The sequence below is a fragment of the Dellaglioa sp. CoH-57-MRSF-16 genome (assembly GCF_056782055.1).
Genome location: NZ_JBXAXZ010000003.1, coordinates 240,770 through 257,272, shown reverse-complemented (window position 1 = coordinate 257,272; position 16,503 = coordinate 240,770). Strand labels below are relative to the sequence as shown.

17 protein-coding genes are annotated in these 16,503 nt (G+C 34.4%); 11 read left to right on the top strand and 6 right to left on the bottom strand.

The annotated features are described in order from the left end of the window. Window positions 1–15: 15 nt before the first annotated feature. The 3 genes from AC1RPH_RS04895 to AC1RPH_RS04885 are packed head-to-tail and all read right to left on the bottom strand — an operon-like array spanning window position 16 to window position 3,700. Entirely contained in the window at window positions 16–2,697 is a 2,682-nt protein-coding gene (locus AC1RPH_RS04895) for an SEC10/PgrA surface exclusion domain-containing protein (protein WP_481761608.1), read from the bottom strand. A 31-nt stretch (window positions 2,698–2,728) separates the two neighbouring features. Continuing rightward, window positions 2,729–3,094 carry a hypothetical protein gene (locus AC1RPH_RS04890; protein WP_481761607.1) on the bottom strand — a complete coding sequence of 122 codons (366 nt, stop codon included), beginning with the start codon at window positions 3,092–3,094 and terminating at the stop codon, window positions 2,729–2,731. Window positions 3,095–3,130: 36 nt separating this feature from the next. Beyond that, window positions 3,131–3,700, bottom strand: coding sequence for a hypothetical protein (locus tag AC1RPH_RS04885; protein ID WP_481761606.1), 570 nt, complete (start codon window positions 3,698–3,700; stop codon window positions 3,131–3,133). 233 nt (window positions 3,701–3,933) lie between these two features. Here AC1RPH_RS04885 and AC1RPH_RS04880 point away from each other — a divergent pair, with 233 nt between their 5' ends. Continuing rightward, the gene (locus AC1RPH_RS04880) at window positions 3,934–4,242 is read left to right on the top strand and encodes a helix-turn-helix domain-containing protein (protein ID WP_481761605.1); all 309 of its coding nucleotides are present in this window, start codon (window positions 3,934–3,936) and stop codon (window positions 4,240–4,242) included. Window positions 4,243–4,471: 229 nt separating this feature from the next. Here AC1RPH_RS04880 and AC1RPH_RS04875 read toward each other — a convergent pair whose 3' ends face one another. Beyond that, window positions 4,472–5,689: an ISL3 family transposase gene (locus tag AC1RPH_RS04875; protein WP_481761604.1), complete on the bottom strand. Its 1,218-nt coding sequence runs from the start codon at window positions 5,687–5,689 to the stop codon at window positions 4,472–4,474. Window positions 5,690–6,322: 633 nt separating this feature from the next. On the opposite strand from AC1RPH_RS04875, the gene AC1RPH_RS04870 reads away from it, so the two are divergent. The 4 genes from AC1RPH_RS04870 to AC1RPH_RS04855 all read left to right on the top strand — a co-directional run bounded on the left by AC1RPH_RS04870 (window position 6,323) and on the right by AC1RPH_RS04855 (window position 11,296). Then, on the top strand, window positions 6,323–8,200 hold the full coding sequence (locus AC1RPH_RS04870; protein ID WP_481761603.1) for a glycoside hydrolase family 2 TIM barrel-domain containing protein: 1,878 nt from the start codon (window positions 6,323–6,325) through the stop codon (window positions 8,198–8,200). Beyond that, window positions 8,184–9,143 carry a beta-galactosidase small subunit gene (locus tag AC1RPH_RS04865; RefSeq protein WP_481761602.1) on the top strand — a complete coding sequence of 320 codons (960 nt, stop codon included), beginning with the start codon at window positions 8,184–8,186 and terminating at the stop codon, window positions 9,141–9,143. The genes AC1RPH_RS04870 and AC1RPH_RS04865 overlap by 17 nt, the downstream gene beginning before the upstream one ends. Window positions 9,144–9,434: 291 nt before the next feature. Beyond that, window positions 9,435–10,916, top strand: coding sequence for a ribosomal protection-like ABC-F family protein (abc-f, locus tag AC1RPH_RS04860; RefSeq protein ID WP_481761631.1), 1,482 nt, complete (start codon window positions 9,435–9,437; stop codon window positions 10,914–10,916). Between the two features lie 236 nt (window positions 10,917–11,152). After that, window positions 11,153–11,296 (top strand): hypothetical protein, encoded by a 144-nt coding sequence (locus AC1RPH_RS04855; protein WP_409022043.1) that lies wholly within the window; start codon window positions 11,153–11,155, stop codon window positions 11,294–11,296. A 65-nt stretch (window positions 11,297–11,361) separates the two neighbouring features. Here the strand turns inward: AC1RPH_RS04855 and AC1RPH_RS04850 are convergent, their stop codons facing one another. Continuing rightward, complete coding sequence (locus AC1RPH_RS04850; protein WP_481761601.1) at window positions 11,362–11,880, bottom strand: TetR/AcrR family transcriptional regulator; 519 nt, start codon at window positions 11,878–11,880, stop codon at window positions 11,362–11,364. A 188-nt stretch (window positions 11,881–12,068) separates the two neighbouring features. On the opposite strand from AC1RPH_RS04850, the gene AC1RPH_RS04845 reads away from it, so the two are divergent. The 4 genes from AC1RPH_RS04845 (at window position 12,069) to AC1RPH_RS04830 (ending at window position 15,133) form a co-directional block, all read left to right on the top strand. Further along, window positions 12,069–12,686 carry an NAD(P)H-dependent oxidoreductase gene (locus AC1RPH_RS04845; protein ID WP_481761600.1) on the top strand — a complete coding sequence of 206 codons (618 nt, stop codon included), beginning with the start codon at window positions 12,069–12,071 and terminating at the stop codon, window positions 12,684–12,686. A 157-nt stretch (window positions 12,687–12,843) separates the two neighbouring features. Next, on the top strand, window positions 12,844–13,428 hold the full coding sequence (locus tag AC1RPH_RS04840; RefSeq protein WP_481761599.1) for a sugar O-acetyltransferase: 585 nt from the start codon (window positions 12,844–12,846) through the stop codon (window positions 13,426–13,428). A 115-nt stretch (window positions 13,429–13,543) separates the two neighbouring features. Beyond that, complete coding sequence (locus AC1RPH_RS04835; RefSeq protein ID WP_481761598.1) at window positions 13,544–14,461, top strand: amidohydrolase family protein; 918 nt, start codon at window positions 13,544–13,546, stop codon at window positions 14,459–14,461. After that, on the top strand, window positions 14,462–15,133 hold the full coding sequence (locus AC1RPH_RS04830; RefSeq protein WP_481761597.1) for a putative quinol monooxygenase: 672 nt from the start codon (window positions 14,462–14,464) through the stop codon (window positions 15,131–15,133). Window positions 15,134–15,252: 119 nt separating this feature from the next. On the opposite strand, the gene AC1RPH_RS04825 is transcribed toward AC1RPH_RS04830, so the two are convergent. Further along, complete coding sequence (locus AC1RPH_RS04825) at window positions 15,253–15,618, bottom strand: DUF805 domain-containing protein (protein WP_481761596.1); 366 nt, start codon at window positions 15,616–15,618, stop codon at window positions 15,253–15,255. 225 nt (window positions 15,619–15,843) lie between these two features. Here AC1RPH_RS04825 and AC1RPH_RS04820 point away from each other — a divergent pair, with 225 nt between their 5' ends. Both AC1RPH_RS04820 and AC1RPH_RS04815 read left to right on the top strand, forming a co-directional pair. Then, window positions 15,844–16,059: a helix-turn-helix transcriptional regulator gene (locus AC1RPH_RS04820; protein ID WP_481761595.1), complete on the top strand. Its 216-nt coding sequence runs from the start codon at window positions 15,844–15,846 to the stop codon at window positions 16,057–16,059. A 1-nt stretch (window position 16,060) separates the two neighbouring features. Next, window positions 16,061–16,498, top strand: a complete 438-nt coding sequence (locus tag AC1RPH_RS04815; RefSeq protein ID WP_481761594.1) for a hypothetical protein — start codon at window positions 16,061–16,063, stop codon at window positions 16,496–16,498. Window positions 16,499–16,503: the final 5 nt, after the last annotated feature.

Sequence of the window (16,503 nt, the reverse complement as noted above, 5' to 3'; positions counted from 1 at the left end):
CCTTACAATAACGAATTAGTGTTTACGACGGCGCGTTCCTGCAAGTCCAAAGAGACTAACGGCACCAACAAGAGCTGCACCAATCACTGAAACGACTGACGAATTAGTTTCGTCAGTTTGTGGTAATACCGAAGCACCTAATATTTTAGCGTTATTGATTTCTGAATGATCAGCAGCTTTAAGACGTGATGTTGATGTATTATTGCTTGGTGCAACAATACCATTGTTGTCAGTCGTGTCTTTAGCTGTTTCACTACCTTTAGCAACAACAGAACCAGTTACGTTACCTTTATCTGAACCATTGTCTGAACCTGTTACATGACCAGTATGTGAACCAGAATCGTTATCAGTACCAGTTGATGGTTTGTCAACATTGTTCAAAGCATCTTCGATGTCTTTTTCATGTTGTAATTTAGCTAATGCAGCTTGTGCATCGTCTAAAGCTTTCTTAGATGCATCAGCGATTGCTTGTAACTTCGCATATTGTGCATCGTCAGCAACGGAAGCAGCTTGTGCATCTTCGGCAGCTTTAACAGCCTCGTCGTATGCTTTTTTAGCAGCTTCAACAGCTTTTGTTGCGTCAACTAAGTTAGCTTCAGCATTCTTTAAGTCATCTAAATGATTTGTTTTTTCGCCAAGTGCGTCTTGACCAGCTTTTAAAGCTGCTTGAGCGGCACTTAATTTAGCAGTTGCATCTTTTAATGCAGTTTTAGCAGTAACTAATTTAGCATTAGCTGCGTCTAAAGTCATGTGTTTTTGAGCTTGTGTTGTTTTAGTTGTAGCTAAGGCAGCTTGTGCATCTTTTAAAGCTTGTTGTTTTTGAGGCATTGATGCATTTAAATCATCAACAACTGTTTGTGCATTTTTAACAGCTACAGTAGCAGTTTTAACATCGTTTTGTGCTTTAGTTAAGGCTGTGTGTGCTGTTGCTTGTTTTGTTTTAGCAGTTGCTAAAGCAGTTTTAGCTGTAGCTAAGGCTTGGTTAGCTTTAACTGTTTGTGATTTAGCTGCTGCAAGAGCTGCATCAGCAGTTTTTGAAGTTGCTGTTTTAGCAGTAACGTCGCTTGCTAATTTATCAATTTGAGCTTGACTGACAGTTCCAGATTCAACAGGTGTAGTGCTAAATTTAGAAGCGTCGTTAACATCATAGTCATCAACAAAGTTAAAGAAACTTGTTAAGAAGATATTACCGTTAGATTGTTTAAATTGACCGAAGCCAAGACCGAACCATGTGTTATTGGCAGGTGTATATGTTGCCATAATGCCAGCAACACTTACGGCATGGCCCCATTCACCCCCATTGAATAAGAAGGCATTCATTGAATCATAGATAGATTTCTTGAAAGCATCAAGACTAAGATTCCAACCATTTTCAGATGATTTATCGAAGATAGTATTCATATCTTGTTGTGTTAAGTATGTTAATCCCATACCGTTAGCAATGCTGTTGTTTAATGCATTGTCATGACCATCATCAGGATCGTTATTCTTAGATGTATAAGCATCGCCGATTGATTGACCTAATTTTTTAGAACCTTCTGAGACTTCAACTTGTGTGCTACCAAAACGGTCACGCACTTCATTTAATAATTGTTTAGCATATTCATTTAAGTCATCAAGATATTTGTTTAAATCTGATTGGTTGTTAATATGAACAGTTTTATCTTGGTCATTTGAAATGTAGCCGCCATTTAATGCCCATTCTTTTTCAGTTGCAGCTGTTAAACTGTCAATGACATCTTGATAATTAGCGTCAGCTGATGAAGCATCTGAATAAGCCTTTAAGGCATTAATGTAGTCTTGGCTTAAGTTGATGTGATTTTGGTTAGCTTGATGATTACCTTGTTGTTTCTTAGCATCATCTAATGCTTTTTGAGCAGTATCTTTAGCTTTTTGAGCAGCGTCAGCTTTAGCTTTAGCATCATTTTGTTGTTTGTTAGCATCAGTTACGCCAGTTTGAGCGTTATTAACATTGTTTTGTGCGTCAGCAATATTCTTGTCAGCTTGGTCAGCACCTTTTTGAGCATTGTCTTCAGTTGTTTGAGCTTGATCCAAGTTATCTTTGGCATTGCTTAAATTCTTGTCGGCTTCGGCTGAACCTTTGCCATCAAGGTTATTTTGAGCATTATCAACGTTTTCTTGAGCTTTATCAGCATCTTTATCAGATTGGTCAGCACCTTTTTGGGCTTCATCAACGCCAGTTTGAGCATTATCGACATCTGTTTTACCTTTATCAACATCTGTTTTAGCGTTATCAACGTCTTGACCTAATTGGTTATTTGTTTTGTCTTGTTCGTCAACTGCATCTTGAGCGTTATTGATAGATTCATCAGTTGCGTTATCAGCAGTATTTTGCGCATTTTGTTGATTATCAACAGCACTGTTTAAATCTTCTTGTGATTGATTAGCATTTTCTTCAGTTTGACCAGCATTGTCTTTAGAAGCATCGGCTGTGTCTTTAGAAGTATCAGCAGCACTTTGATCTTTGTCAGCTGTATCTTTGGCATTATCAACGTCAGTTTGAGCGTCTTTAATATCGTCATCTAATTTTTGACTGTTAGATTGAACTGTTTGAGTATGAGTTGTTTCAGTTGAGTCGGGTGTAGTTGTTGCAGCGTTTGCCGTTGTTGTAGCACCAACGACAGTAACTCCAGCGATTAATGCACTTGATAATAAAGTAATGTTTGATTTTTTCATAATATAAAATATCCTCCCAATAAATTAATAATTATTTAGCAACCTGTTCAAATTTTAACCCCTCTAATAAAAATCCGAAGCCCATCATTTGTGAACCAGTTACGGAATTAAGTGTAAATGTTTTTTTATCTTTGTCTAAACTAGCTTTCATTGTATAATCATCAAATTTCATGGTAAGTTTACCGTCTTCAATTTCATAAGTACCTTGGTCTGACTTTTTATCAGTTTCAACTTTAGTCACAGTGTTTCCTTTAAACTTCAACTCAAATTTGGAACCACCCATGTCGGAAATATAGCTTCCATCCATCTTATTTGAATTGCCCATCATAAACATAGCCACAATAATAACTATAGCTACTATACTGACACCGGTAATAATATTTGCTTTTTTTGACATTTTTTCTCCATTTTTATAAATTTAATATAATAAATCTTATTTTCTGAACGAATTAAATGCACTGACGGTTGAGGACATAGCTGCCAAGCGTGCATTTGAGGCAATATCTTGTTGTAAGCCTCTCATTTCTTCCTGCATTGAAAGTTGAGTTTCTTGGAATTGTTGTGTTTCTAAAATGTTAAAGGCTTCTTGCAAATCACGTGCCCGAGTTTCATCAATTAATTTCCAAAGACGAAAAATATCGAAATAGTTGTAGAATTTCTCTGGGAATCCTTGCTTGCCTGCAATATAATCTTCATTTGCCATTTCAGCGTCCAAGTCTGCTAAGGCTTGTGTTTTAGATTCATTACCCGGCATAATATAAACAAAATATTTAAAAGCAAATAGCGCGATAACAGCAATGATGAATGGCATCGCCGCACTTGTCTGACTAGTAATCATAAAAAGAACAATTAAAACGACTAATGCGATGATTATTCCTCGAAATTTTTTCTTACCTTTTTCAATCTTAGCCTCTGCTTCACGAATTTGTTGTTGGATAACTGCAGCTCCCGCTGTAACACTTCTTTTTGCCATTAAAAAATCTAAAAGTTCTTCTTTATTCATAATTTTCTCCCTTTTCTTTGAACGAATTATTAACCAACCTTTACCAAACGATCCCTATAAAATCTCCTCCCCCAAAAAAGTAATTTATATCTTGCACTATCTTCACATGATATATTTTATCTCAAAAATATACTCAATACTACCTTTTTATGTAACTTTATAGGTATACTGAGAGCTTTGAAAGTGTGCGCACTTAATTTATCATTAAACATATGGATAAATAGGAGCGATTTATGATTATACTTGTGGGCACTTTCATTCGGAAAAAGCGAAAAGAATTAGGACTTACAATTGAAGAATTGGCAGAAATGGCGGACGTATCCGCCAGCTATTTGGCTCGACTCGAAAGAGGACAATTAGACGATACGAGTACAAGAAAGTTGGAACTAGTTCTGAATGCCTTACAATTAAATTTGGCTGATATATTAATGAGTAATGATTTTAACGACATTTATACGCCCGAATTAATTAACAGATTGAAAAGCATGACCACAGATGATAGAATGCGTATCTCTAAAGCGTTACTGGAAATCTTGAAATAGAAATTGATTAGACATATATTAAATGGGTAGAGAGTGTGTAAAGCATAAAAAAAGACACCATTAATGGTGTCTTGACTAGTCTATTTTATGGTGTTAATTTTATCTCGTATTATGGATTTTATTCAATGTTGTTCCTTTTTCAATATTGTAAAGTATTGATACAAGTGGATTCAAATAGATAAGATTCCATGAAGTATTAATCGATAATTCTCAAAACGCTAATATATATTTATATCGATATTTTGAAGCACTTCACAAAGCAATTTGTGAGGTGTTTTTTTGTATGGATTTTAAGTGTATAAAATATTCTAGTTCGGAATCTACGAAAATTTCTAAATTCAAAACCAACGCGTTTAATGACCTTAATTTTATTGTTTATTCCTTCTAAAGGACCGTTAGTATAATAATAGCCAAAATTATTTTTAATCTCAGAATGGTGACAAAGCAACGTTTCAATACTTTTAAGCATTTCTTCAGAACACCTTTCGGTGTTTCTAACTGTAAAATCATAAGATTTCCAGTCCTTCAACCGAATGGTTGATCTTATTTGGTTCATGAGTTCATATGATTTATTTAGTTCAGGATGAATCGCTAATAAATGATCAACGACATTTGTTTCTGTTGTTAGGTATGGGAAATAAGTCCATTTCTTGAAATTTTTAAAATCTAAGGTTTCAGAAGGTTTTAACAGGAGCTTCCAGTAACGTTTTAGTGCTTTGTAGTCTTGTGATGATTTTGAAAGTTCTTTCATCAGTCTAATTCTAGTTTTAGTGAATCCACGATTCACTGAATTGATAATATGAAAGGTATCTATGATGACAATCGCGTTAGGAAAGACTTCTTTGGCTAGTTTAGGATAGGTATAATTCATATCAGTTACGATAATTTTCACGTTTTTTCTAGCTGCAGCTGAGTAACGATAAAAATAACGTTCTATTTGATAGAATCTTCTAAAAGATAAAAGTTTGATTAATTCATGGTTACTAGCATCCATAAATTCAAAACTCATGGCATCTGTAGCTGATTTGGTACTCTTGACTTCGTCAAGTAGGAGTACTTTAGGTAAAAATTTATAATTAGGTTTAAAATCACGTTCAAAGGTCATTAAAATACGACCTACAAAGGAATCAGGATTCGAAATTTCATTAGCAATATGAGTTAAAGAAACGGATTCCGCTAATTTAGTTAAACAGAGCTGTTTAGATAGATTGGAAATCGTACAATTTTTAGGAACCACACTTGTTTGGACAAGGAAGTATGACTGCCGCTCATGACAGCTAAAGTATCTTCGTTTGAGTGATAAAATGATACATTTACCAAAAAATTTAGGGTAGCGTATGGGTGTTTGACGCCAACTATACCTGATAATCTGTCCTTCGTTTTTAATATCACAATTTGGACAATCCCTTCGGCTGGTAATCAAGAACACGGTTAAATCGAGTGACACCGTCATTAGAAGACTGATAATCAACAATCGTTAGACTACTGTCTTTTATTTTAAGCCAAAATTTAGTATGATTAGGCATGCGGAGAGTTCCATCTTTCTTATTAATTCATCTGTGGTGGTTGAGGGATAATGAACATGGATGAACTCGTAACCAAAAGTCTTATGACTTTTGGCTTTTTTTTGTTATTATACAAAAAAACTGTCATCAGTAATAGTTTTTACACTAGTCCCAACAACAGATAGTACAGAGCCTTTTTATTGTATTTAAAATTTAAAGATATTTCCTTCTATTTGGAATATTCGTTGGGTTTTGGGAGCAACTACTGATAATAACCTAGCTAAAACACAAAGAAAAGTAAAGGGTATATAAACGATTTCTCCTCCCTTTACATTTTTTCATTTTTGCAGAAGGATTAATACAGCAATCGATACTGAAACTTACTGCAAAAATCAATTAAAAGGCCCAAAGGAAGAAGTTAATCAATTTTACACAAAATAAAAATGAGATTACCGTATTTTCACTTAAATCTAATTTTTTTTATTGTCTCAATTTTATAATGCTTTTTGACAACCTCCAAAAGAAAACATATACTTAATTATGAAAACGCTTTTATATAAAACGGAGGCAAACAGATGACACCAGAAATTGAATGGCTAGATACACCAACCGTTTTTCGTGTTGGACAGGTACCAGCTCACAGTGATCATAAGTACTATGCAACTCAAGCAGAAATGTTACAACAAAAAAGTTCATTTGAACAATCTTTGAATGGAACTTGGAAATTTAGTTACAGCACTAATGCAGCAAGTCGACCAAAAAATTTCTATCAGACTGACTTTGATGCAGAACAATTTGACACAATTCCAGTACCACAGCATATTGAATTATCAGGATATGAGCAATTACATTATATTAATACGATGTATCCTTGGGAAGGACATGAATATAGACGACCTGCTTTTTCAGATACTGATTTAAATCAGTATGCTGGAATGTTTAGTGATGCAGAATATAATCCAGTAGGTTCATATTTAAACCATTTTGACTTGGAACCAACTCTTCAAAATAAACGCGTTATTATCCGTTTTGAAGGTGTTGAACAGGCAATGTACGTCTGGTTGAATGGACATTTTCTAGGATACGCAGAAGATAGTTTTACACCAAGCGAATTTGACCTGACACCTTATTTAAAAGATAAGGATAATTGTTTGGCAGTTGAAGTGCATAAACGAAGTTCTGCAGCCTTCATTGAAGACCAAGACTTTTTCCGTTTCTTCGGAATTTTTCGTGATGTGACACTGTTAGCACAACCTGCAACACATTTAGATGATTTTTGGGTGATTCCTGATTACGATAGTGGACAAAAAACAGGACAAGTAGATTTACAACTTCATTTTAGTGGGGCAGAACAACGTGTCCGTGTCACATTCAAAGACCAAGATGCGGTGTTATTTAGCGATGAATTAATGAGTGGGTCAGATGTCGAAAAACACTACAATTTAGCACAACCAGTGACTGCTTGGCAGAATGACCGGCCTTATTTATATACATTACAATTAGAAATTTTAGATGCTGATGGGCAATTAATTGAAATTATCCAACAACCAGTTGGTTTTCGCAAAATTGAAATTAAGAATCGCGTGATGTTATTAAATGGTGAACGATTAATTATCAATGGTGTTAATCGTCATGAGTGGAACCCTAAATCAGGAAGAACCATTTCAGATAATGATGAAGCTTGGGATGTTGACTGTATGCAACGTAACAATATTAACGCAGTTCGGACGTCACATTATCCAGATCGATTATCTTTTTACAATCGTTGTGATCAGGCTGGTATTTATATGATGGCTGAAACCAACTTAGAATCACATGGTTCTTGGCAGAAAATGGGTGAAGTTGAGCCTTCTTGGAATGTGCCCGGCTCATCGGATCAATGGGAAGCAGCCGTTTTAGACCGCGCTAAAAGTAATTTTGAGTTATTTAAAAATCATCCCTCAGTTTTATTTTGGTCATTGGGTAACGAATCATACGCCGGCAGTGTCTTAGCGAAAATGAATGAGTACTATAAACAAAAAGATTCGACACGTTTAGTTCATTATGAAGGTGTTTTCCGTGCGCCTGAATACAAAGATGTCATTTCAGATGTTGAAAGTCGGATGTATGCAACACCAGCCGAAATTAAAGACTATCTAGAAAATTCACCACAAAAACCATTTATCTTGTGTGAGTATATGCATGATATGGGTAATTCATTGGGCGGGATGAAATCATATATTGATTTATTACAACAATATGAATCCTATCAAGGTGGTTTCATCTGGGACTTTATCGATCAAGCATTGTTAGTTGAAGATCCCGTCACAGGTCAAAATGAGTTGCGTTATGGTGGCGATTTTGATGATCGACCATCTGATTATGCATTTTCGGGTGATGGACTCGTTTTTGCCACACGTAATGAAAAACCAGCAATGCAGGAGGTAAAATACTATTATGGCACAGATAAATAAGCAGTTAACTGTCATTTACGGAGATGTCACACTCGGTTTAAAAGGAAATGATTTTCATTATATTTTCTCCTATCAAACGGGTGGCCCAGAATCTTTTAGAATTCAAGGTAAAGAGTGGCTTTATCGCTCACCAAAACCGACTTTTTGGCGTGCAACAACGGATAACGATCAGGGGAGTCAGTTTCCAGTAAAGTCAGGGATGTGGTTGGCCGCTGATCAATTCAGTAATTGTCAATCAGTTAAAGTTGCTATTAATGGTAAACCAATTGCGTTACCGATTGCACCAGAAAATAATCGTTACACTAACCATGAAGTCGCTGAAAAAGTGGCTATAAGTTATATCTATAACACACTGACTGTGCCGCAAACGCAAGTGACGGTCACTTATACTGTTGAAGCAACCGGAAAAATGAATGTTGCAGTTTCATACCAAGGAAAAGCTGGATTACCCTCATTACCTGTTTTTGGGTTGCGATTTATTATGCCCACACCAGCGACTCGTTTTTGTTACCAAGGATTATCAGGAGAAACTTATCCAGATAGAATGGCCGGAGGAATTCCAGGCCGATATGAAGTTCAAGGGTTACCAGTGACACCATACTTAGTTCCGCAAGATTGTGGTGTGCATATGCAAAATGATTGGGTAACTGTTTATCGACAGTCTGTTCTGGATAATCGTATGCAACAGGCTTCTGAAACGGGTTTAACATTCAGTGCGGTTGATCAACCAATTGCGTTTAGTTGTTTACCTTATACAGCTGAAGAATTAGAAAATGCGACACATCATAGCGAATTACCAGCGGAACATCGTACCGTTTTATCGATTCTAGGCGCCGTTCGAGGTGTTGGTGGTATTGATAGTTGGGGTAGTGATGTTGAGGATGACTATCAAATTGATGCGATGAAGGATATTGCTTACCAATTTAATATCACATTTGATTAATTTGCCTATCTACCATAACTATAGTAGACTGTAAATAATTAATAAACAGGGAGTGTGAAGTGCATTGGTAAATACAAATCGTTAATCGAATAACTGTCGACTAAACAAGGGACGAAGTGTGTCTTTTTATGCATGTTGACTATTCAAACGGTTTGCAATATCAATTCTTTTTCACATCTGAAAGAACCACTTTTTTTGATGGATAACGATTGAAGAGCATATAACTGTATGCTCTTTTTTTGTAGAATCAAATGGATAGTTTAGCGGTCGACCTCACAAAGAAATGAGGTAATTACTATAGGAACAATACAAATTAAACAATTAAGTTTTCAATATGATGGACAATTAGCACCAATTTTTAAAAATGTTGATTTACAATTAGATGCCAGCTGGAAGTTAGGTCTAATTGGTAGAAATGGTCGCGGAAAAACGACTTTATTTAGAATTTTACAAAATCAATTACAGTACCAAGGAAAGATTAGAACAGATTTAGAATTTCAGTATTTTCCTCAAACAGTTGTTAAACCAGAAGAGTCAGTGTGGCTGGTTATCAAGAGTATCACAGACTTACAAGACTATGATCAGTGGCAAATTTTAATCGAATTAGATAAACTTGGACTATCTGAAAAATTATTGACGGAACCATTTAATCAATTAAGTCCAGGACAGCAAACTAAGATATTATTAGCCAGCTTATTTGTTGGCGAAGGTAAATTTCAATTAATAGATGAACCGACTAATCATTTAGATGAAAACGGTCGAAAAATTATTTCTGATTATCTAAGACAAAAACAAGGATTTATTTTAATCAGTCATGATCGTTATTTTTTAAATAATATTATTGATCATGTTATTTCAATTGATCGCGCTAAAATCAGTCAATTTAAGGGTAATTATAATACGTGGGCTGACGAAAATACGTCACGAAATAATTGGGAATATAATGAAAAAGAAAAATTACAACATGATATTAAACGATTAGAAGGTGCTTCACGGAAAAAATCGGGTTGGGCTAATCAGACTGAGGCGAAAGTATCTGGTGCGACAGACAGAGGATTTATTAGCCACAAGGCAGCTAAATCTATGAAACGGGTACTAAGTATTAAAAAACGTGCCGATAAAGCAGTAGAAGAGAAAAAATCTTTACTTAAGAATATTGATGTGGCAGATCTTTTAACGTTGAATTTTGAAAAATTAGTGTCAGATAAGACTTTACTAGAGGTAATTGGCTTATCAGCATTTCGTAAACAATTGCCGGTAAATAAACCGGTAGATTTTAAATTAAAGATGGGAGAGCGCGTTATTCTTCAGGGTGAAAATGGTTCTGGTAAATCGAGCGTTATCGCTGCTATACTAGGTCAATTAAAGTATCAAGGGCAATACAAATTTGCAACACCTTTAAAAGTGAGCTGGTTACCGCAAAATTTTGATGGTTTATCTGGTTCTTTACAAGAATTCGCTGCAGAAAAAAATGTTTCTTATTCTTTAATGTTGGATACATTAAGAAAACTTGGTTTTGAACGTTATGAATTTGATAAAGATATCAGTCAAATGAGCATGGGCCAAAAGAGAAAAGTGGCTTTGAGTCGTTCGTTGGTTGAACCAGCAAATATATATATTTGGGATGAGCCACTTAATTATCTAGATGTTATCACGCGTCAACAAATTCAAGATGTTATTCTGGCTTTTCAACCACCGATGTTAATCATTGATCATGATAAAGAATTCGTTGAAAAGGTTGGAACAAAATTCGTTGAGATTGAACATTATTAGTGAATGGTTAATTAAAGGCATCCAATTTATACGTCTATTGATATCAAGATAGTCGTAATGATATACTGTTAAGAGCATAGTTATTTTAACTGTATACTGATTAGCGGGGCATACAGAATTAAAATCGACGTAAGTTGAATAATAAAAGATCAACTTTATTTGAAGGCATGTATTCATAATATGAATCTTTAACTTTGAAAGAAATTGTTAATTAATAGAGCAAGGAGGAAACATTAATGGCTGATAAAGCAAAGACTGATAGAGATAAAATGCTAGAAATTATCAAAAAGAAACAAACTGATGGCGGAAACTTCAATAAGAAGGCTACTGCTAGAAATGATCGTACTAAAATGCGTAAGGGTCCTAAGATTTTTAAATAGAGGTTTAGACTTAGCTCAGATAAATATCTGGGCTATTTTTTTAATCATTAAAATCTAGCATACTTTTACTGAATCAATTCCAATATATCTGCAGTAACTTCTTCAGCTGTAGCAGGACTACCACTACTAATCCATTGCAACATCGTTCGTAGAACGCCACCAAGAATGAACGTTTTTTGAGTATTATTTAGCCGACTGATACTAGGCGTATCTTTAAGAATCTTTTCAAAATAAGTATAAAAAGAATCTTCCAATAAATAAACAATATCATTTTTAATTAGGATATCCATAAATTCAGAATCATTATGCCAATAGTTAAAAGCTAGCTTGAAAATGTTTTTCAAACTAATTTCTGTTTGATTGGACTTGAGTTCGGCGTAAAACTGGTCAAATAAGTAATCGGACCGAGTTAGTAAAATCGCGTCCTTATTTTCAAAATTACGATAGAAAGTCAGCCGGGCAACTCCGGCTTTTTTTGTGATTTCAGTTATTGTGATTTCTTGATAAGATTTTATTTTTAATAAGTCAATTAAAGAATCAATAATCAAATTTTTACTTAATTTTGCTTGGTTATTTTCCGTCATTTTTTATATCTCCTTGAAGTGTAACAAATAACACGATTTTGTATCTTGTAAATCACGCGATAAATGATTAATATAAGTGTAACAAATGTAACACTTATAGCAAGAAAGATAAATGACACTTGAAGTATTTTATATAAAGTCATTAAAGTCGGAAAATTTATTAAACTAATTAAAAGAGGTTATTGAACATGAAAAAAATTTGTATTATATTTGATCATCCCTACACTGCAGACGCTGGATACAATGAATTGCACAATAGGAGTTATTCAGCGGCATTACTAGTTAGTGCTAAAGCAGCGTATGAAAAAGAGGGCTGTATTGTGGACGTAATTGATTTGCATAAAGATGGGTTTGATCCTGTAATGCACCAAGAAGACCTAATATCTTGGCGTAAGAAGATACCAACGGATTCTATGACGGCGAATTATCAAGAACGCCTCATGGCTGCAGATGAGCTTGTCTTTATTTTTCCAATCTGGTGGGAATCTATGCCAGCTATGATGAAGGGATTCTTTGACAAAGTTATTGCTAAAGGGATTCTTTATACAGAGCAGGAAAATAAAAAATTATTTAAAAATGAGATGGTTCATTTAAAGAAAGTTAAAATGGTTACAACTATGTCAACACCAGGTTGGATTTATCGAACTATCTTTGGAAATCCTGTGACTAAAATGGTATTTAGGGGAACATTCCGGAAGATGGGGTTTAACCAGTTGAAATGGTTTAACTTTGCTGCAGTTCAAGGAATGAAACTTGAAAAACGACAACAGTTGTTGAAGAAGTTTGAAAATAATATTGTGAAGTAAGAGGGTTCAACCTGATTGGGTAAATACAATTAGGTTGGCTCTTTTTTAATATCACTAGAACCGAATCTTTTGAATTTAGTTCAGTTAATTTAAGTAGTATAATACAATTGAATTATTAAGGAAGAAAAGGGCGTCAAATAGTGAATGGAGGGGCAAAATGATGACAGAACATGAAAAATTATTGGCAGGTCAAGATTATGATTATCGCGACCCAGAATTACAGGGTATGATTGCGGCGGGTAAAGAATTAGTCACTATAATCAATACGACAACTGACCTAGAGAAAAGAGCAACAGCAATTCACGAGTTGTTAGGGAAATCTGGGGAAGGACTCGTTATTAATGGTCAATTTAATACAGTTTATGGTAAACATATCACTGTTGGTGATGATGTTTTTATTAACGGTAATTGTACATTTCAAGATTCAAACAAAATCACATTAGGAGATCGTGTCATTGTCGCGCCAGACACGAAGTTATATTGTGGTGAACATGCATTAGATGCAACAAAACGTTTTGGAAAAAGACAAGATGGTAGTCGTTATTTAATTACTTATACTAAACCAATTACAATTGGAAACGATGTGTGGATAGGTGGAAATGTCACGATTATTGGTGGCGTTCATATTGGGGATAATGTGATTGTAGCAGCTGGTGCAGTGGTGACAAAAGATGTTCCTGACAATACAGTAGTGGGCGGCGTGCCCGCCAAAGTTATCAAACAATTAGAGCCATTAAAATAAGAAAATTTTTATATTAGGTGAGAGGAATGAGCAGGCTATTTTAGCATTTTTGCCTAGTATTAGATAATCAGCTAAATTAAAGAAACCTAAATTAGGTTGTAGGAGGGAAAAGTTAATGACAAGTATTGATGTTTTTGCACACGTTTTACCACCACATTTTTATAACGAGATGTTAGCTATTCAGCCGAACTTGCCAGAAAAAATGCCATTTATTAAACATCCCATATTGATTGATATTGAACAAAGACGCCTATTACGGAACAGAAATGTCCAACAAGTTATCTCAGCAGTCAACGTGAATCCTGAGGACTACGTAGGGCCAGAACAAGCAGCGGCATTATGCTGGCAAGCTAATAACGAAATAATTGAAATGGTTCAACAAAATGCAGACTTGTTTAAAGCGGGTATTGCAATGATACCTCTAAATAACATCGATGAAGCAACACGTATTATAAAAGAACAAGTGCTAAAAAATTCAGAATTAGTTGGCATTCAGTTATTTACGCGTGCCCTTGGAAAAAGTATTGCTGCAAAGGAATACCGGGTTATTTTTGAAATGGCTGCACAATTAAATATCCCAATTCTGTTACACCCAATTTTTGATGATCGTAAACCAGACAATAATATTATTTTTAGTTGGGAATATGAACTAGCGCAAGCAATGTTGCAATTAGTACAGTCAGGAATTTTTAATGACTATCCTACACTTAAAGTAATTGTTCATCATGCTGGGGCAATGGTGCCTTATTTTGCTGAACGAATTAACCATATTCTATCACCAGAACAGGCAGCTGATTTTAAACGTTTCTATGTAGATACTGCATTATTGGGCAATCCTAAAGCATTAGGGTTAGCAATTGATTATTATGGTGTTAGCCACGTACTGTTTGGAACTGATGCACCGTTAGGGATTGCGCCAGCTGGAGCAACGGATGCCATAATTGAAGCTTTAGATCAGTTGAATCTTTCGAAAGATGATCGAGCCCTGATTAATTATGGAAATTATAATCGTTTGATGGGATTGGGTGAATAAATGATAGAACTTAAGAATGCCCCATTATTAAGACTATTCAAACTTAAAATTAAGCTATCTGATCGTGAAAGATTTGAAAAAGCAGGGATGATTAATTTAACGACCTCAATTCAGCAAGAAAAAGGAACTTTGGCGATGTACAGTGTACATTTGGATGAGGCGGGTACTGAAAATATTGTGATTGAATCTTATCAAGACGAAGATCAATATCAAAAACATGCAAATTCGGCTCAATTTAAAATGTTTAGTAATATCGCATCTCAGGCAGTAATTGAAAAATCGATGATTAATTTATCCCCAGAATTACTGTTAGAAAAAACAACAGCCTTGCATGAATTGAAGCCTGACAGAGCTATACTCAAAGTAACAAGTATTGAAATAGAGCCGAATAGGGTTAAAGAATTTAGAGAAGTTTCATTGAATACTATGAAACAATCATTTGAAAATGAAGCAGGACTCTTAGTGACATACATTGCTTCTGTAGATGGAGATTTAAATCAATGGATTTTCGTTGAAATTTACCGGAGTGACGAGGATTACCAAGCTCATTTACAAACAATGAATTTTAAAAAATATGTAACAGAGACGAAAAAAATGGTGCTTAATAAACGAATAGAGACACCTGTAGCAGATGTTTTAGTTAATCAGGGTGGATTATTTTTTGAAAAATGAAGATAGAGCGGTAATCAAGTTAGTCGATTACAGTGCTATCTTTTTAATTTTCCGTAAACAAAAGAGGTGCTGATAAATTTTATCAGCACCTCTTATTAATAATCGAGTATCAATATAATTTAACCCCAGCGATTTGATTTTCTGGGTAAAACCATTAAAATAAAGAACCAAATACTACCGACTAATGGAACGAATTGGATTAAAATCCACCAACCAGAACGATCAGTATCATGTAAACGACGAACTGAAACAGCAAAGTTTGCAATCCAGACGATAAACATAACAATATTTCGACTTGTCATAAAAGTAAGTTCACTAAAATTATAAATCGAATCGATAGGATGGCCAACGAGTGACGTATAAAAATAAATAATAATTGCTCCTAGAATACTATTAATAATCGTAGGCCACCAATAGTCTGATCTATTCGATGTGTCAGAAAAATTAAAAATATTTTCCCAGAAATTTTTGTATGATTGAACCATATGCTTAATCCTCCTTTTTAAAACGTTTTATTTAGTTAAAAGACATCGTTAGATTATTAAATTAGTTAATCTGACGATGTTTATTTAATTATAGTATAAATAAATAGAAATTTATATTGATATGCTTGGTGCCAGAAATAATCAGCTAGTTGACTTAAGAAAATAATTATTATATTATGAAGTTAACTTCACATGAAGTATATTTCATATTGAAAGGTGTTCATTATGCAAAATAAAGTTAAAGAATACAGAACTAAGCTTGAATTAACACAGGAACAGTTAGCTGAGAAAGTTCAAGTTTCTAGTCGAACAATTATCTCACTTGAAAAAGGTAAATATAAGCCATCTATAATGTTGGCCTATCGTTTGAGTTTATTGTTTGATTGTCAGATTGAAGCGTTATTTCAGCTAAAGGAAAATTTAGAGATGGAGGAGAATTAAAATGAAAATCTATAGTTATCGACATTTTTTTGTAGGTTTATTTTTTATGTTTGTGGGGATTGCCTCAATTTGGATAATGAACTTAGATTTTAAAGATGCTTTTGATTGGTCAAAATTGATTAGATCATTTATTAATGTTGTCTTATCATTTGGAATTGCGGCCTATCAATTTTATATAACTTTTTCTAAAAAAGGACTGAAAGAAGAACAGCTGGAGAATGTGGATGAACGAAATAAGTTAATTGATCAGTCTGTGAACGCAATGATTGGAAAAATTATGAATAGCATGATTTTAATTCTAGCGTTTGGGTTTATCATTTTGTGGGCATTTCTAAAAGTAAGTACGTTATTATGGATTGGTGCACTACTTTTCTTTTTGTATACGAATATAATAATCATTTCAATAATATTAGCGATATACTACGAGAAAAAGCTTTAATAATA

What these genes read in the sequence shown, in the direction of transcription:
- AC1RPH_RS04835 (WP_481761598.1), top strand. Translation starts at nt 13,544, where the DNA reads ATGACAAGTATTGATGTTTTTGCACACGTTTTACCACCACATTTTTAT.
- AC1RPH_RS04895 (WP_481761608.1), bottom strand. Translation starts at nt 2,697, where the DNA reads ATGAAAAAATCAAACATTACTTTATTATCAAGTGCATTAATCGCTGGA.
- AC1RPH_RS04855 (WP_409022043.1), top strand. Translation starts at nt 11,153, where the DNA reads ATGGCTGATAAAGCAAAGACTGATAGAGATAAAATGCTAGAAATTATC.
- AC1RPH_RS04830 (WP_481761597.1), top strand. Translation starts at nt 14,462, where the DNA reads ATGATAGAACTTAAGAATGCCCCATTATTAAGACTATTCAAACTTAAA.
- AC1RPH_RS04840 (WP_481761599.1), top strand. Translation starts at nt 12,844, where the DNA reads ATGATGACAGAACATGAAAAATTATTGGCAGGTCAAGATTATGATTAT.
- AC1RPH_RS04880 (WP_481761605.1), top strand. Translation starts at nt 3,934, where the DNA reads ATGATTATACTTGTGGGCACTTTCATTCGGAAAAAGCGAAAAGAATTA.
- AC1RPH_RS04820 (WP_481761595.1), top strand. Translation starts at nt 15,844, where the DNA reads ATGCAAAATAAAGTTAAAGAATACAGAACTAAGCTTGAATTAACACAG.
- AC1RPH_RS04885 (WP_481761606.1), bottom strand. Translation starts at nt 3,700, where the DNA reads ATGAATAAAGAAGAACTTTTAGATTTTTTAATGGCAAAAAGAAGTGTT.
- AC1RPH_RS04865 (WP_481761602.1), top strand. Translation starts at nt 8,184, where the DNA reads ATGGCACAGATAAATAAGCAGTTAACTGTCATTTACGGAGATGTCACA.
- AC1RPH_RS04825 (WP_481761596.1), bottom strand. Translation starts at nt 15,618, where the DNA reads ATGGTTCAATCATACAAAAATTTCTGGGAAAATATTTTTAATTTTTCT.
- AC1RPH_RS04890 (WP_481761607.1), bottom strand. Translation starts at nt 3,094, where the DNA reads ATGTCAAAAAAAGCAAATATTATTACCGGTGTCAGTATAGTAGCTATA.
- AC1RPH_RS04870 (WP_481761603.1), top strand. Translation starts at nt 6,323, where the DNA reads ATGACACCAGAAATTGAATGGCTAGATACACCAACCGTTTTTCGTGTT.
- AC1RPH_RS04815 (WP_481761594.1), top strand. Translation starts at nt 16,061, where the DNA reads ATGAAAATCTATAGTTATCGACATTTTTTTGTAGGTTTATTTTTTATG.
- AC1RPH_RS04850 (WP_481761601.1), bottom strand. Translation starts at nt 11,880, where the DNA reads ATGACGGAAAATAACCAAGCAAAATTAAGTAAAAATTTGATTATTGAT.
- AC1RPH_RS04845 (WP_481761600.1), top strand. Translation starts at nt 12,069, where the DNA reads ATGAAAAAAATTTGTATTATATTTGATCATCCCTACACTGCAGACGCT.